The organism is Pantoea sp. nfd-35 (assembly GCF_056892255.1).
Map to the genome: position 1 here is coordinate 1,727,791 of NZ_CP122403.1, position 15,661 is coordinate 1,743,451.

The following is a 15,661-nucleotide window of genomic DNA, read 5'->3' on the forward strand; positions in this document are numbered from 1 at the left end:
AATGGACCCTTTAGTGGCATTGCGCCGTGATCTGCACCGTCATCCGGAGCTGGGCTTTCATGAAGCGCGGACCAGCGATATTGTCGCGCGGTTTTTAGAGGATCTCGGCATTGAGGTGCATCGCGGCATCGGTAAAACGGGCGTGGTGGGCGTACTGAAAAAAGGCAGCGGTTCACGCATGATTGGACTGCGGGCTGATATGGATGCGCTGCCCATGCAGGACAACGGCGAGGTGCCCTGGACCAGCCAGACGCCGAACTGCAGCCACGCCTGCGGTCACGATGGCCACACCATTATGCTGCTTGGCGCGGCAGCAAAGCTGGCGCGCGAGGTCGAGTTTACCGGCACGGTCTGCTTTATTTTTCAGCCAGCAGAAGAGGGCCTGGCGGGCGCGAAGGCCATGATTGACGACGGTCTGTTCCAGCGCTTCCCCTGCGATGCGGTGTTTGCCCTGCATAACTGGCCTGAATTACCCTTGGGTGAAATTCAGACTCGCCCCGGTGCCATCATGGCCGCGGCAGACCGATTTGATATCACCCTGAAAGGGCCTGGCGGCCATGCCGCTCAGCCCCATCTCACGCACGATACGCTGCTTGCCGTCAGTGAACTGGTGGTGCAGTTAAACACCCTGGTGCCCCGGGCGCTTGATCCCTGCGAACCGGCGTTGCTGACCGTGACGCGCATGCAGGGCGGATTTTCCCACAATATGATCCCTGCGGAAGCCAATATCACCGGCACGGTACGCACGTTCAACCCGGCGGCACAGGACATCATCGAATCACGTCTGCGGCACATGACCGGGCACATCGCGGCGGCGCATGGATTGGACGCCGAGGTGAATTATTCGCGTTATTACCCGGCCACCATCAACAGCGAGTCTGAGGCAAGTCAGGCCCTCGCGGCCTTGCAGGCGGCAGGCATGACAGCCCGGCTGGCCCCTCAGCCTGCGCTGACCTCAGAAGATTTTGCTTTTATGTTACAGGCAAAGCCTGGTGCTTATTTGTGGATAGGATCGGCACCCAGCAAGCCGCTCCATCACGCCGCCTATGATTTTAACGATGCGCTCATACCCTACGGAATCCAGGCCTTTGTCACGCTGGCCTGTTATGCAACAGGGGCAACATTTCCCGGCTGAAATCCGTGGGATTTTGACACGAAATGCCGCGGCTGACGGAATTACGGCAGCGTCATTGACCAACAGATTGCGATACTTAAGCCAACCGAACACGACGTGGATGAGGTATAAAAATGCAGAATGTCCTGGCAGAGCAGCAAACCTATGCGGACAACAGCCAGTTGCTGGATGTCCGAGATCACAATGTGCCGCGTGGCATTATTACCGCTCATCCGCTGGTGATTGAGCGAGCCAAAGGCAGCGAAGTATGGGATGTTGAAGGCAACCGCTATCTGGATTTTGTGGGCGGTATTGGCGTCCTTAACGTAGGCCACAACCATCCGGCCGTGGTTAACGCCGTCACCCGCCAACTGGGCATGGTGTCCCATGCCTGTTTTCAGGTGGCGGCCTATCCGGGATACATTGAGCTGGCCCAGCGTCTGAATAAGCTGGTGGGCGGTGACGAGCACTATAAAAGCGTGTTTTTCACCAGCGGTGCAGAAGCGGTAGAGAACGCGGTGAAAATCGCCCGTTCTTATACGCAACGGCCGGGCATCATTGCGTTTGACGGGGCTTTCCACGGACGTACCCTGCTTGGCGTGACGCTGACGGGCATGTCTGCGCCATACAAACAGAATTTTGGTCCGTTCCCGGGGGATGTTTATCGCCTGCCGTTCCCGAATCCGTTGCACGGTGTGACTGAGGCCGACTGTCTGAAGGCACTTGATCAGCTGTTTTCTGTGCAGATTTTGCCGGAGCGCGTCGCCGCGATTATCATTGAACCCGTTCAGGGCGATGGCGGCTTCTTACCTGCAGGCCCGGCATTTATGCAGGCGCTGCGTCGTATTACTACCCAGCACGGCATTATGCTGATCTGTGATGAAATTCAGAGCGGCTTTGGCCGTACCGGTACCATGTTTGCCTTCCAGCAACTCGGCATCAAACCCGACATGATCACCACGGCGAAGAGCCTGGCCGGTGGCTTGCCGATTTCCGGCGTAGTGGGCAAAGCCGAGATCATGGACAGTCCGGCCCCGGGCGGGTTGGGCGGCACCTATGGTGGTAATGCGCTGGCCTGTGCGGCGGCACTGGCTGTACTGGATATCTTCGAGCAGGAAAACCTGCTGGCGCGCTCCTGCCAGTTGGGCGAGCAGTTAAACCAGCGTCTGCGCCAGCTTGCGGATAAATATGCCTGCATCGGCGATGTACGCGGCGTGGGCTTTATGCAGGCAGTAGAAATTCTGGATGTGGATACCCATAAACCCGACAGCGCGCTGACACAAAAGATCCTCGACAGCGCCTGTCAGGAAGGCCTGCTGCTGATCAAATGTGGTTTGCATCGCAACACCATCCGCTTCCTTGCACCGTTAGTGACCACCGATTCGCAACTCGAAGAAGCGCTGCATATCTTTGATATTGCGCTGGCGCGTGCGACCGGACGCTTAGGATAGCCGCTCTCTCTCATTGGAAAGGCATCATCCCGGCAGTGCCGCCAGCGTGCGCGCAGCCGGGGTCAACGCTGGCGCATTTTTTGCAAAGCGTGACAGGCCGGGAATTTTTTGTGTTACAAAAAAGTGGCGTACTTGTTATTTTAAAGTGGCGTATTTTAAGTATTGCTAAAAGTGCGCTTTACGCTCGTGTACGCAGATTATCGCCGGGTAGGAGCGAACATCCAGTACAGCTGTAAACAATGAGGGGTGCTATGAACGGCTTAATGAAACTCGACCGCATCGATATCAATATTCTGGTGCAACTCCAAAAAGATGGCCGTATCAGCAACGTCAATCTCGCCGATGCAGTGGGGCTGTCCCCGAGTCCCTGCCTGCAGCGGGTAAAACGGCTGGAGCAGGCCGGCTTTATTACCGGCTACGAAGCGCACGTTAATCTCACCAAAATTACCGATTCCGTCACCGTGTTTACCGAAGTCACCCTGAACGGACATCGTCGCGAAGACTTTATGAAGTTCGAAGCTGCGATGCGTGAAGTTGATGAACTGATGGAGTGCCACTTGATTACCGGCGGCTACGATTACCTGTTGCGCTTTATTACCCGCAGCATTGAGCATTATCAGGATGTGATTGAGAAGATGCTGGATGCGCAAATTGGTATCGATAAGTACTTCAGCTATATCGTGATTAAATCACCCGTCATGAAAAGCAGCGTGCCGCTGCGCTCACTGATTAGCAAGCATAACCCGATGGAGTTCGGCGTCTGACTTTTGGTTAAGCGCGCAGGAATCTGACAACCTCATTCCCTGCGCGCGCCTTGCCAGGGCTTATCAGGTTCAGAGCAGCTTAATACTGAGTCGTGTCGCGCTGCTGACAGGTCGAGCCTGATAGCCTTCGACAACGATGCGACTAAAGTGCGCCGCAAGTGAGCCTGCCTGCATCAACGGGATCAGATCGCCCGCTTCGGGACGATAGCCTTTGACAAACTTCACCAGCAGCGTCCCCCCCGCCACTAAAGGCCCGTTCACGATGAGACGGCCACCGCCCTGACCATCAATATCCAGTTCAAGACTGGCTTCGGGCAGCGCCGTGTAGCTTTTCACCTGTACCGGCGACAGGGCAGCAATGCGCACGCGGCCCTGATTGCCCACATAGAGATCACCCACGCCAAAGGCGCGGGCTGAACCGGCTTCCAGCACGCCACCCTGAACCTCCGTACCGCCGCTGTAGCGGTTCGCGCCAGTCAGCCTCAGGGTGCCTGAACCCTGTAAGGTCAGCTTTCCCTGACCGTCGATCGCATTCCGCCAGCTGTCGGACTGATTAAAACCGCCTTTAGCGGCGTCCATTGCCACTTTAACGTTGCCGGTAAACTGACCATATCCGTCGGCGGCGGCCACAATGTTCAGGCGTCCCCAGCCCTCAGCATCGTCCATGATCGGGTAGCCTGAGGCCAGCGCGGTAGTTTTTAATACCACGCGCCGTTGCAGGGCGCTCAGATAGGGAAACCGGGTTTCCAGCAAAATCTCGGCCCCTTTGGGCACCACGGGGGGACGGTGGCGAGGACCGATGGGGGCGAAACCAAAGGTCATGCGCCGCAGCGCCTGAAGGCGGTTAAGGGTGGGATCGGCGAAGCGATCGGCGCTCGGCGGCGCGGCATGGGCATAGGCAAAGAAGGTGGCTGGTTGCGTCGCGGTGCGTTGCCATAATGCCTGATGCGCCTGGGTGAAGGCACGCCTGGCATCCTCATGATAAGCCGTCAGATTTGCGGTGGTCACCGCCAGCGCCAGCATGCGCCCGCCGATGACGTCCAGAGGCGAGTGCATTCCGGCCACGATCCGGTTTTCGCCCAGCTCCATACCGCGGCTGACCATCTCCTGATAGCGCTCCGGCACCAGCCACGCCATGGTAAGGGCATCTCTGACGGCTTCCGCCGTGTGGCCGCTGATAAATCCGCCGTCGGTGGCGGGCTGTGGATTTTCCGCAGGCACAAGGGCAGGAACAACCTCCACCGCCGAACGCCAGCGATACGGACGCGCATATTTATAGAAGCGCTTCACCGGTTCGGTCGAGGCGTTGTTGCCCATTTCATTGAGAAAATCCACCACCAGACCGAAGTCGCGATTGCCTTCCTGACTGCCCACGCCGGTATTGTTGCCCTTATCCACGTACAGCACGGTGGTGGCATCAGCCGGAATGCGTGTCAGGGTTGTGACCTGCTGGGCCGCACTGCGCCATGCGCCCGTCAGTGGCCCCATGCCATCTGTGACGCTGTAGACTTTGCCACGACGGTCGTCGTAATAGGCCGCCTCAGCCTGGGCTGCCGTGCGGCGTCGTGTCGTTGTCACCACATACTGAACATTCGCGGCCAGGACGTGAGAATTAAGGATTGTGCCGCATACGGGGGCTTTGTCAGGCAGTCCCGTACAGTCAGAAGGCGTAATGGCTGCAAAACCCTCACGGGCCGGCGCGGTAACTCCCGCATCGACCTTCAGCGTGCGTGGGCGCCACAGGGCAAGAAAGCCGGATACCACGCGCACGCCGGCATTGGTGTCGAGCGTCGCAAACCGGGCATCACCACGTTGGTTCGTGGCGATATTGTCGATAAAAGCGGGCACGTCTGCCGCAGGCGCGCTGTCGGTGAAGCCCGGATCCCTCGGCGGGACAGGCAGTGCGGTAGCGGGCCGATCCTGACCCAAAACAGGCGTCGAAACCATGCCAGAAAACAGCGCCAGATAAATGCCAAAACGAACAGCAGCAGACATGATGAAAACCTTCAGGGCGAATGATGGCCCGGTATTGTGGCCGCAAAGCGTTAATGACACATGACAATCCCGTGACGATCTGACGTGAAAATTGCTTTCCAGATGGTGTTATAAAGTTTCCCATTTGTTGTGCAGTCTGCCCCACAAGCGTGCCCTGAACCACCGTGACGCTGCCGGGGGTTCAGCGCGTCTTATCATAAGAATTCGATCTTGTATCCAAGGCCGTATCCCGACAGGCATTCACGCCCCATGACGTCGCGGCGGCGATTCCTGGCATGCTTCATGCAGTTTCTGTCCGGTAAGCCCTATCCAGTAGAACACAGGCGTGGAAAACGGATTAACACCCCGGCAAGGCGGCACATCAACGCCACGCAATGCACACATGTCGGCGGCGATACGGCACGTTTTTCGTCATAACGATGGCGAGTACAGGATGAAAAACAGTGCCCCAACGCGGCTACCCGTGGACTGACATTGACCAGGAACTGACAAATGAAAAAACAGGCTTCCCCAACGTTAGAACAGGAGTTTGAGCACGAACCCGTGCCGCTCTCACATCGCCATCCGACCCGGTCGGTTTCGGCCGTCTGGTTTGGTTTTCCTATGATCCTCACGAATGCGCTGTTTGGCGGCATCATCACCTGGCACCTTGGCTTCTGGCCTGCGCTGCTGGCGATTGTGATGGGCAATCTGGTGCTGTTTGCCTACGTCGGTGCGCTGAGCTGGTTTGCCGGTAATACCGGTATGAACTTTGCCCTGCAGGCGAAAAGAACCTTTGGCAGCAAAGGTTACATCCTCGTGTCGGGCTTCCTCTCGACCGTGGTGATTGGCTGGTACGCCTTTCAGACCGGACTGACCGGTACGGTGATTCATGAGACTTTCGGCTGGAATGCCCTGTCGGTGACGGCATTTGCCATGGTGCTGTTTACGGCCGTGACCTTCCTGGGCGTGCGCGCCTTGTCGGTGTTGGGCATGATTGCTGCGCCGATGTTTGTGATTCTGGGGTTTGTCGCGCTGTACTTCGTGGGGCAGACGCATGAATTTTCCAGCATGTTTCACTGGAAAGGCAGCCCGGCGGTGGCGGGGGCCATGAGCATGGGCACGGCGGTCACCATGGTGGTGGCGGGTTTTGCCGATTCCGGCACCATGACCGCCGATTTCACCCGCTGGTCGAAGAGTGGACGTGCTGCGGTCATTGCCGCCTTTTCGGCCTTTCCGGTCGCGAATCTGATCGCCTATCTGTTTGGCGTGGTTATCGTTTCGGTTGGCGCGGCGGTCGATCCGCTGACCAACGGCGGCAACTTTCTGCCCATGCTGATGGGCCATGGTGATGTCCTGACCCTGGTGGCTTTCCTGTTTGTGTTTATCAACCTTGGCTCGGTATGTACGCACTGTCTTTATAACGGTGCAGTCGGGTTTAGCCATCTTTTTAACAGCAAGATGCGCCGCTGGACCCTGATTCTTGGCGCCATCGGCGGTCTGCTGGCACTGGCAGGCGTCTGGTCATATTTTCTCGAGTGGCTGACTCTGCTGGGCGTGGTGGTGCCGCCGTTTGGTGCGGTCATGATTGTTGATCTGATTTTTATGGCAAAGCTGAGTGAACAGCGCCCGGCGCAACGCTTTCATGGCGCGGCTTTCGCGGCCTGGGCGCTCGGAAGTCTGTGCGCGGTCGTCGCGCATCTGGCATTCCCCCAGTTTGGCGAAGCGGTCATCGGTCTGGTGACGGCCGCACTCAGCTACACCCTGATTATTAAATTACGTTCCCCCACGCCGCGACTGGAGAAGAACAATGCCTGAGTACAGTGTGAATTCCACCCCTTATGCCTGGCCGTTTGATGGCCATTTTAGTCCGGCCGACACGGCTCTCCTCGTCATTGATATGCAAACCGATTTTTGCGGCCCGGGGGGGTACGTTGACAGGATGGGCTACGACATTGGCCTGACGCGTGCGCCTGTCGAACCCCTTAAAGTGTTACTGGCACGTATGCGGGCGCTTCAGTTTCCCATCATTCACACCCGGGAAGGGCATCGCGCGGACCTGAGTGACTTACCGGCAAACAAGCGCTGGCGTTCGGCCAGGATGCAGGCGGAGATCGGCAGTGCAGGGCCGTGCGGCCGTATCCTGGTGCGCGGTGAGCCGGGCTGGGAGATTATCCCCGAGCTCGCCCCCTTAGCAGGAGAAGTGATCATTGATAAGCCCGGTAAAGGATCCTTTTATGCCACAGACCTTGAGCTGGTCTTACGCAGTCGCGGCATTCGGAATTTAATTATTACCGGTATCACGACGGATGTATGTGTTCATACGACGCTGAGAGAGGCCAACGATCGCGGATATGAGTGCCTGGTTTTGTCCGACTGTTGTGCCGCCACAGAGCAACGCCATCATGAAGCCGCGCTGAGCATGATCCACATGCAGGGCGGCATCTTTGGTGCCGTTGCCACCTCTGCCGCGCTGCTGGACACGCTCGGTCAGCCTTAACGGACTGTTCTGCCAGCCTGTCGCCCTGAGCGGGACAGGCTGGCGCAAATTCATTTTTACGTCACCGTCTCGTCACCTCGCTGTCATCTGATCCCGTCACTCTGTTTCCATCCCGCAGCATCTTCGCTGTGAAATCCCTCTACTGATGTGAGGATTTAATTGTGATGGAGTTATCCAGACATCCGACCACTGTCTATCAGGCTGTTGCCGCGCAACTGGAGCAGGCTGTTCAGGAACGTTACCGCAGCGGTGACTATTTACCCTCTGAGCAGCAGCTGGCCGATCACTATGCGGTGAACCGCCACACGCTGCGTCGGGCGGTAGACGAACTGGTGAACAAGGGCCTGCTGCAGCGTCGCCATGGCGTCGGCATTTTAGTGCTGATGCGCCCCTACGACTATCCGTTACACGCTCAGGCTCGCTTCAGCCAGAACCTGATGGAGCAGGGCAGCGATCCCACCAGTGAACGTCTGCTGGCGGTGCTGCGCCCGGCCAGTGCCGACGTGGCCGCCGCGCTTGGCGTCAGTGAAGGCGATAACGTTATTCACCTGCGAACCCTGCGCCGTGTAAATGGCCTGCCGGTCTGCCTGATCAACCACTTCCTTGCCGATCTCAGCTGGTGGCCACAGCTGCAGCGCTTTAACAGCGGCTCACTTCATGACTATCTGCAGCAGCACACCGGTAAGCAGCTGGTACGCAGCCAGACGCGCATCAGCACCCGCCGGGCCCAGGCCAAAGAGTGTAAGCAACTGGAAATCGCGCTGCACTCTCCACTGTTGTGCGTGCGGACGCTGAATAAAACCACCGATGGCGCGATGGCGGAATACTCCGTCAGCCTCACGCGTGGCGACATGATCGAACTCACTCTGGAGCATTAATGAAACAGCAAACGGCCCGCCAGCACTGGCTTTCGGTGTTGGCACACAGCAGCGCAGCCGAGCTTGACGCGTACTGGCAGCCGCTCAACCTCAAGCCCGAATTTACCCTGATTCGCCCGGCCGAGATTGGCCTGACGCGTCTGCAGGCCCGCATGGGCGCCACCGGCAAACGCTTTGTGGTGGGCGATGCCACCGTGACGCGTGCGGTGGTGCGGCTGAACGACGGCACCCTGGGTTACAGCTATCTGCTCGGCCGGGATAAAGCCCATGCCGAACGCTGCGCCCTGATGGATGCCCTGTTGCAACAGGCCGACACCGCTGAACTGCTGCAGGAAAAAATGATTATCCCGCTGGCGGCCTCACGTGAAGAGCAGCGTCAGCTGCGCGCACGTGAAATCGCCAGCAGCAAAGTGGACTTCTTTACGCTGGTACGCGGAGACAATGAATGACTTTACTGGCAAGTTTTAATCACCCGGTTGCGGATGCGCAGCACGCCTTCCGCCGCATCCTGAAAGCCATGAGCGAGCCTGGCGTGATGGTTTCCCTGCCGCTGGAACAGGGCTGGGGCGCACTTTCCCCTGCCGCCACCGCCGTGCTGCTGACGCTGGTGGATCAGGAGAGCCCGCTGTGGCTGGATCCCCAGGTCGATAATCAGGAACTGCGCGATAACCTGCGTTTCCATACTGGTGCGCCCCTTACCGACAGCAATGACGCAGCCTTTGCGCTCAGCCACGCGACCGCTCAGCCCAATCCTGCCGACTTCGCCGCAGGCGACAATCTGGCACCGGAAAAAAGCACCACGTTGATTATTGAGGTGCCCGCACTGAACGGTGGGCTGGCGCTACGGTTGTCTGGCCCGGGCCTGCGTGAAGCGCGCGCCATTGCGCCCCAGTTGCCGGAAAGCGTGCTCGAATACCTGCGTGCCCGACCGCATCCGTTCCCTCAGGGCGTGGATCTCATCTTTACCTGTGGCGAAGCGATGATGGCGGTGCCACGGACAACTCATGTTGAGGTGTGCTCATGTACGTAGCGGTTAAAGGGGGCGAAAAAGCCATTGCCAATGCCCATCATCTTCAGGCCGATCTGCGTCGGGGCGACCGTGCGGTCGCGGAGTTATCCTGCGATCAGATCGCGCAGCAGCTTGGCCTGGCGGTAGATCGTGTGATGACCGAAGGCGGCATTTACGATCCCGCGCTGGCGGCGTTAGCCATTAAACAGGCCAGCGGCGATCTGGTTGAGGCCATTTTTTTGCTGCGCGCCTATCGCACAACCCTGCCACGCCTGGCGCAAAGCACGCCGCTGGACACCGGCAACATGCGGATCGAGCGGCGTATCTCCGCGGTTTATAAGGATTTGCCTGGCGGTCAGGTTTTAGGCCCAACCTATGACTACAGCCACCGGCTGCTGGACTTTACCCTGATGGCTAACGGGGAAACGCCTCTGCCGCCGCGCAGCGAGCAGGCGCTGCCCGAACACTGCCCGCACATGTTCAGCATGATGAGCGACGAAGGCTTAGCAGAGCGTGAAAGCGACGACGGCAGCGAACCCACCGACATCACCCGAGAGCCGATGGGCTTTCCCGCCTCACGTGCCGCACGACTGCAACAGCTGGTGCGCGGCGATGAAGGTTTTCTGCTGTCGCTGGGCTATTCCACCCAGCGCGGCTATGGCCGCACCCATCCGTTTGCCGGAGAAATCCGGACCGGTTATGTCAGCGTCAGCGTTTGCCCGGAAGAACTGGGATTTGAGCTGGAAATTGGGGAAATGCTGCTGACCGAGTGTGAAATGGTCAACGGCTTTACCCACGATGGGGAAAGCGCACCGCACTTCACGCGCGGCTATGGACTGGTCTTTGGTCGGGCAGAGCGTAAAGCCATGTCAATGGCGCTGGTGGATCGCGCCTTACAGACGCGCGAGCACAATGAACGTATCACCAGCCCGGCGCAGGATGAGGAATTTGTTCTGTCGCATGCGGATAACGTTGAAGCCGCAGGCTTTGTTTCCCACTTAAAACTGCCGCACTACGTCGATTTCCAGGCGGAACTGGAACTGCTGAAACGTCTGCGTCAGGACTATCAGGAGCAGCAAAATGGCTGAACTCAGCGGCTATAACAACGGCTACCTTGACGAGCAAACCAAACGCACGATCCGGCGCGCCATCTTAAAAGCGGTGGCGATTCCCGGCTATCAGGTGCCCTTTGCCGGACGCGAAATGCCGATGCCTTACGGCTGGGGCACCGGCGGGATTCAAATCACCGCCAGCGTCATTGGCGACAAAGACGTTCTGAAAGTCATCGACCAGGGCGCGGACGATACGACCAACGCCGTCTCCATCCGTCGTTTCTTCCAGCGAGTGAGCGGCGCGGCCACCACGGAACGCACGGTGGATGCCACGCTGATTCAGACGCGTCACCGTATTCCGGAAACCCCGCTGGAAGAAGATCAGATCCTGATTTTTCAGGTGCCGATTCCCGAGCCGCTGCGCTTTATTGAGCCGCGCGAGACGGAAACCCGCACCATGCATGCGCTGGAAGAGTACGGCATCATGCAGGTCAAACTGTACGAAGATATCGCCCGTTTCGGCCACATCGCCACCACCTATGCCTATCCGGTGAAGGTCAACGATCGCTATGTGATGGATCCGTCGCCGATTCCCAAATTCGATAACCCGAAGATGCACATGATGCCCGCCCTGCAGCTGTTCGGTGCCGGACGCGAGAAGCGCATCTATGCCTTGCCGCCTTACACCAAAGTTGAAAGCCTCGACTTCGACGATCATCCCTTCACCGTGCAGCAGTGGGACGAACCCTGTGCGCTGTGCGGATCGCGTCACAGCTATCTGGACGAGGTAGTGATGGACGATCAGGGAACGCGCATGTTTGTGTGCTCAGATACCGATTTTTGCCACCAGCAGCAGGAACAACAACATGCACAGTGAACAACCGCTGCTCGCGGTCAATAACCTCACGCACCTTTACGCACCGGGCAAAGGTTTCGAAGAGGTCAGCTTTGATCTCTACCCGGGCGAGGTGCTGGGGATTGTGGGAGAGTCCGGTTCGGGTAAAACCACGTTGCTGCGGAGCCTGTCTGCCCGGCTGGCCCCGCAGGCAGGCGCAATTCATTACCTGCAGCGCGATCTTTACCAGATGAGCGAAAGCGACCGTCGCCGCTTACTGCGCACGGAGTGGGGCGTGGTACACCAGCATCCGCTGGAAGGACTGCGTCCTCAGGTCACGGCGGGCGGCAATATCGGTGAACGTTTAATGGCCGTCGGCCACCGTCACTATGGCGAGATCCGCGCCGAGGCGAGTCACTGGCTGCAGGCGGTGGAAATCGCAGCGAACCGTATCGATGACCTGCCGACGACGTTTTCCGGCGGCATGCAACAGCGTCTGCAAATCGCCCGCAATTTAGTGACCCAGCCGAAACTGGTGTTTATGGATGAACCCACAGGCGGGCTGGACGTCTCGGTGCAGGCGCGACTGCTGGACCTGCTGCGTACGCTGGTGCGCGAACTGAATCTGGCGGTGATCATTGTGACCCACGATCTGGGCGTGGCGCGCCTGCTGGCGCATCGGCTGCTGGTCATGAAGCAGGGCCGGGTCGTGGAAAGTGGTTTAACGGACCGCGTGCTGGATGATCCGCATCATCCTTATACGCAACTGCTGGTTTCATCGGTGCTTAACTAATGGCGACAGCGACTATGAAGACGCAACTGCGCGTGGAAAATTTGTGCAAAACCTTTGTGCTGCACAATCAGAACGGGGCGGCTCTGCCGGTGCTGCAGGATGCCAGCCTGGAAGTCAGTGAGGGCGAATGCGTGGTGCTGCACGGGCATTCGGGCAGCGGAAAATCGACTCTGCTCCGTGCCCTGTATGGCAACTATCAGGCCAACAGCGGCAGTATCTGGGTGCAGCATCTGGGCGAATGGGTCGATATGGCACAGGCACCCGCCCGCCAGATTATTGCCATTCGCCGGGATACCATCGGCTGGGTCAGTCAGTTTCTGCGGGTCATCCCGCGCGTGCCGACCCTGGAGATCGTCATGCAGCCGTTACTGGAACGCGGCGTTGAGCGCAGCTTCTGCGAAGCGCGCGCCAAAGATCTGCTGACCCGGCTCAATGTCCCGCAACGCCTCTGGTCCCTGGCACCCTCGACGTTCTCCGGTGGAGAGCAGCAGCGCGTCAACATCGCCCGTGGCTTTATTGCCGATTATCCCGTGCTGCTGCTGGATGAGCCTACGGCATCGCTCGACAGCGTTAACAGCGCCGCAGTCGTGAGTTTGATTGAACAGGCGCGCGCGCGTGGCGCGGCCATTGTCGGTATTTTTCATGATGAAGCGGTGCGGGAGCGTGTGGCCGATCGCCTGCACGTGATGCAGCCCTTCAAAACAGGGGCAGAAGCATGATCATCAATAATGTAAAGCTGGTGCTGGAAAACGAAGTGGTAGAGGGATCGCTGGAGTTTCGTGAAGACCGCATTACGAACTTTAGCGAAACCGCCAGCCAGCTCGCCGGCGCGCTGGACGGAGAGGGCGCGTTTCTGTTGCCCGGCCTGGTCGAGCTGCACACGGACAACCTGGATAAGTTCTTCACCCCGCGGCCTAAGGTTGACTGGCCGGCCCATTCCGCCATGAGCAGCCACGATGCGCTGATGGTGGCCAGCGGCATCACCACCGTGCTGGATGCCATCGGTGTAGGTGATGTACGCGATGGGGGGCACCGGCTGGAAAATCTCAGCAAAATGATTGGCGCGATTCGTGACAGTAACCGCAAGGGGCTCAACCGCGCCGAGCATTTATTACATCTGCGCTGCGAACTGCCGCATCACACCACGCTGCCGCTGTTTGAGGCGCTCATCTCCTCACCAGAGCTGTCGCTGGTGTCGTTGATGGATCATTCACCGGGGCAGCGCCAGTACGCATCGCTGGAAAAGTATCGCGAGTACTATCAGGGAAAATATCAGCTCAATGACGAGCAGATGGACGAGTTTGAGCGCGATCAGCTGGCGCTGGCCAGAGAGTGGTCACAGCCCAACCGCCTGGCGATTGCCGCGCTGTGCCGGGATCATGGTATTGCGATTGCCAGCCACGATGATGCGACCGAAGCGCACGTGGAAGAGTCGCACGGCGTGGGCAGCGCGATAGCTGAATTCCCCACCACGCTGGAGGCGGCGAAGGCGTCACGTTATTGCAATATGCAGGTGTTAATGGGCGCACCGAATATTGTTCGCGGTGGCTCGCACTCCGGTAACGTAGCCGCCTGGGAGCTGGCATCACACGGAATGCTGGATATTCTGTCATCGGACTATTATCCCGGCAGCCTGTTGGATGCGGCCTTCCGCTTAGCGGCGGATGAGCGAAACACGCTGTCACTGTCCCAGTCTGTTGCGCTGGTCACCTGTAATCCGGCGCGCGCGTTGGGGCTGGAGGATCGTGGCGTGATTACGGAAGGCTGCCGCGCCGACCTGGTACTGGCGCATACCCAACATGGTCATCCCCACATCCGCCATGTCTGGAGCAAAGGCCGGCAGGTGTACTGATGGCCCGGCTTATCTGGCTCATCGGCCCGTCCGGCTCAGGAAAGGACAGCCTGCTGGACCTGCTGCGCGAGGCGCCGCCTGACGGCCTGCTGATTGCGCACCGCTATATCACCCGCCCTCACGATGTGGGGGGCGAAAACCACGTGGCCCTGACGGAAGCGGAGTTTATCCGGCGCAAGGCGCTGGGGTTATTTGCGGTCAGCTGGCAGGCCCACGGTTTTCATTACGGTATCGGGAGTGAAATCGATGGCTGGCTGGCGTGCGGGCAGAACGTGCTGGTAAACGGCTCCCGTCAGCATCTGGAACAGGTTCGTGCGCGTTACGGCGCACGGCTGTTGCCGCTGTGCATTGAGGTTTCGCCATTGGTGCTGGCCGCGCGTTTACGACAGCGGGGACGTGAGAGTGAAGAGGAGATCGTTCAACGACTGGCGCGCGCGGCGCAACATCAGCCAGAGGGCTGCCTGCGGCTGAACAATGATGGTGCGCTGGTGGATACGGTACAACAGTTACGACAGTTGCTAGCGGAATTCCCATGAAACTGACCTTGCTTGGTACCGGCGGTGTGACAGGCGCGCCGGTGTTCGGTTGTGACTGTCATGCCTGTTTGCGCGCCCGCGACGCTTCCCGCTATCGCCGCGCGCCTACCAGCGCGTTAATTGAGGCCGGACGCGAACGTATTTTACTGGATGCCGGTTTGCCATTGCTGGCCGAGCGCTTTCAGCCTGGCGAAATTAACCGAATTTTGCTGACTCACTATCATATGGACCATGTGCAGGGGCTGTTCACTCTGCGCTGGGGCGAGGGCGAATCTATTCCTGTGTGGGGACCGCCGGACGACAAGGGCTGCGATGACCTGTTTAAGCATCCCGGACTGCTGGATTTCCGCCCCGCTTTAACGCCTTACGTGGCACATCAGTTCGGTGAATTACAGGTGACACCACTGCCGCTTCAACATTCACGACTGACCCACGGCTATCTGTTTGACTGGCATGGATCGCGTCTGGCCTGGCTGTGCGATACCTGCGGTCTGCCGCCGGACACCGCCGATTTCCTGCGTGGACAACGGCTGGATCACCTGCTGGTAGACTGTAACGATCCCCCCGGGCAGGGCGGACGCAATCATAACGATTTGACCGCCGCGCTAAACATCATTGATGAACTGAAACCGCACCAGGCCTGGCTGATTCATCTGAGCCATCACATGGATAACTGGCTGGCAGAGCACGCCTTATCCGATGGGGTTCGGGCAGCCTGTGACGGCTTGTCGCTGTCTCTGGGTGCCGATTTGCCTGTCACAGTTTAATCATCTAACCGTAATACAGCCTTCATCCCCCGTGTTCTTAATATAGCGGTCTCTCGTCAGGTTCCGGCGGCGTGAGCCACAAACGCAAGATAATGACTCACGCCAGACAGTACCGACCAGATGGGTTAATGGGGCG

General features: G+C 58.7%; 16 protein-coding genes. 15 read left to right on the forward strand and 1 reads right to left on the reverse strand.

Features of this window, described 5'->3' with window-relative positions:
* Nucleotide 1 precedes the first annotated feature (1 nt).
* The 3 genes from P9J57_RS08050 to P9J57_RS08060 all read left to right on the forward strand — a co-directional run bounded on the left by P9J57_RS08050 (nt 2) and on the right by P9J57_RS08060 (nt 3,329).
* Nucleotides 2-1,135, forward strand: coding sequence for a M20 aminoacylase family protein (locus P9J57_RS08050; protein ID WP_064352406.1), 1,134 nt, complete (start codon nt 2-4; stop codon nt 1,133-1,135).
* 113 nt (nt 1,136-1,248) lie between these two features.
* A complete protein-coding gene (gene gabT, locus P9J57_RS08055; RefSeq protein WP_013026283.1) occupies nt 1,249-2,565 on the forward strand; it encodes a 4-aminobutyrate--2-oxoglutarate transaminase in 1,317 nt (438 codons plus the stop codon).
* Nucleotides 2,566-2,816: 251 nt separating this feature from the next.
* Nucleotides 2,817-3,329 (forward strand): Lrp/AsnC family transcriptional regulator, encoded by a 513-nt coding sequence (locus P9J57_RS08060; RefSeq protein ID WP_019106483.1) that lies wholly within the window; start codon nt 2,817-2,819, stop codon nt 3,327-3,329.
* A gap of 69 nt (nt 3,330-3,398) precedes the next feature.
* On the opposite strand, the gene P9J57_RS08065 is transcribed toward P9J57_RS08060, so the two are convergent.
* Nucleotides 3,399-5,324: a phosphatase PAP2 family protein gene (locus P9J57_RS08065; RefSeq protein WP_483279454.1), complete on the reverse strand. Its 1,926-nt coding sequence runs from the start codon at nt 5,322-5,324 to the stop codon at nt 3,399-3,401.
* 492 nt (nt 5,325-5,816) lie between these two features.
* Here P9J57_RS08065 and P9J57_RS08070 point away from each other — a divergent pair, with 492 nt between their 5' ends.
* From P9J57_RS08070 to phnP, 12 genes are all read left to right on the forward strand, one after another.
* On the forward strand, nt 5,817-7,121 hold the full coding sequence (locus tag P9J57_RS08070; RefSeq protein ID WP_104933466.1) for a purine-cytosine permease family protein: 1,305 nt from the start codon (nt 5,817-5,819) through the stop codon (nt 7,119-7,121).
* Nucleotides 7,114-7,803 (forward strand): biuret amidohydrolase, encoded by a 690-nt coding sequence (gene biuH / locus P9J57_RS08075; RefSeq protein ID WP_014594012.1) that lies wholly within the window; start codon nt 7,114-7,116, stop codon nt 7,801-7,803. Before P9J57_RS08070 ends, biuH begins: the two co-directional genes overlap by 8 nt.
* A gap of 164 nt (nt 7,804-7,967) precedes the next feature.
* On the forward strand, nt 7,968-8,681 hold the full coding sequence (gene phnF / locus P9J57_RS08080) for a phosphonate metabolism transcriptional regulator PhnF (RefSeq protein ID WP_015700005.1): 714 nt from the start codon (nt 7,968-7,970) through the stop codon (nt 8,679-8,681).
* Nucleotides 8,681-9,130, forward strand: a complete 450-nt coding sequence (phnG, locus tag P9J57_RS08085; RefSeq protein ID WP_013026277.1) for a phosphonate C-P lyase system protein PhnG — start codon at nt 8,681-8,683, stop codon at nt 9,128-9,130. The genes phnF and phnG overlap by 1 nt, the downstream gene beginning before the upstream one ends.
* Nucleotides 9,127-9,711, forward strand: coding sequence for a phosphonate C-P lyase system protein PhnH (gene phnH, locus P9J57_RS08090; RefSeq protein WP_013026276.1), 585 nt, complete (start codon nt 9,127-9,129; stop codon nt 9,709-9,711). The genes phnG and phnH overlap by 4 nt, the downstream gene beginning before the upstream one ends.
* Nucleotides 9,702-10,778, forward strand: a complete 1,077-nt coding sequence (locus P9J57_RS08095; RefSeq protein WP_014605509.1) for a carbon-phosphorus lyase complex subunit — start codon at nt 9,702-9,704, stop codon at nt 10,776-10,778. The genes phnH and P9J57_RS08095 overlap by 10 nt, the downstream gene beginning before the upstream one ends.
* Complete coding sequence (locus P9J57_RS08100) at nt 10,771-11,619, forward strand: alpha-D-ribose 1-methylphosphonate 5-phosphate C-P-lyase PhnJ (protein WP_013026274.1); 849 nt, start codon at nt 10,771-10,773, stop codon at nt 11,617-11,619. Before P9J57_RS08095 ends, P9J57_RS08100 begins: the two co-directional genes overlap by 8 nt.
* Nucleotides 11,609-12,370, forward strand: a complete 762-nt coding sequence (phnK, locus tag P9J57_RS08105) for a phosphonate C-P lyase system protein PhnK (RefSeq protein WP_014594006.1) — start codon at nt 11,609-11,611, stop codon at nt 12,368-12,370. The genes P9J57_RS08100 and phnK overlap by 11 nt, the downstream gene beginning before the upstream one ends.
* Nucleotides 12,370-13,089, forward strand: a complete 720-nt coding sequence (gene phnL / locus P9J57_RS08110; protein ID WP_013026272.1) for a phosphonate C-P lyase system protein PhnL — start codon at nt 12,370-12,372, stop codon at nt 13,087-13,089. Before phnK ends, phnL begins: the two co-directional genes overlap by 1 nt.
* A complete protein-coding gene (phnM, locus tag P9J57_RS08115) occupies nt 13,086-14,222 on the forward strand; it encodes an alpha-D-ribose 1-methylphosphonate 5-triphosphate diphosphatase (protein ID WP_022623346.1) in 1,137 nt (378 codons plus the stop codon). The genes phnL and phnM overlap by 4 nt, the downstream gene beginning before the upstream one ends.
* The gene (phnN, locus tag P9J57_RS08120) at nt 14,222-14,758 is read left to right on the forward strand and encodes a ribose 1,5-bisphosphokinase (protein WP_014594005.1); all 537 of its coding nucleotides are present in this window, start codon (nt 14,222-14,224) and stop codon (nt 14,756-14,758) included. Before phnM ends, phnN begins: the two co-directional genes overlap by 1 nt.
* A complete protein-coding gene (gene phnP / locus P9J57_RS08125) occupies nt 14,755-15,525 on the forward strand; it encodes a phosphonate metabolism protein PhnP (RefSeq protein WP_013026269.1) in 771 nt (256 codons plus the stop codon). The genes phnN and phnP overlap by 4 nt, the downstream gene beginning before the upstream one ends.
* Nucleotides 15,526-15,661: the final 136 nt, after the last annotated feature.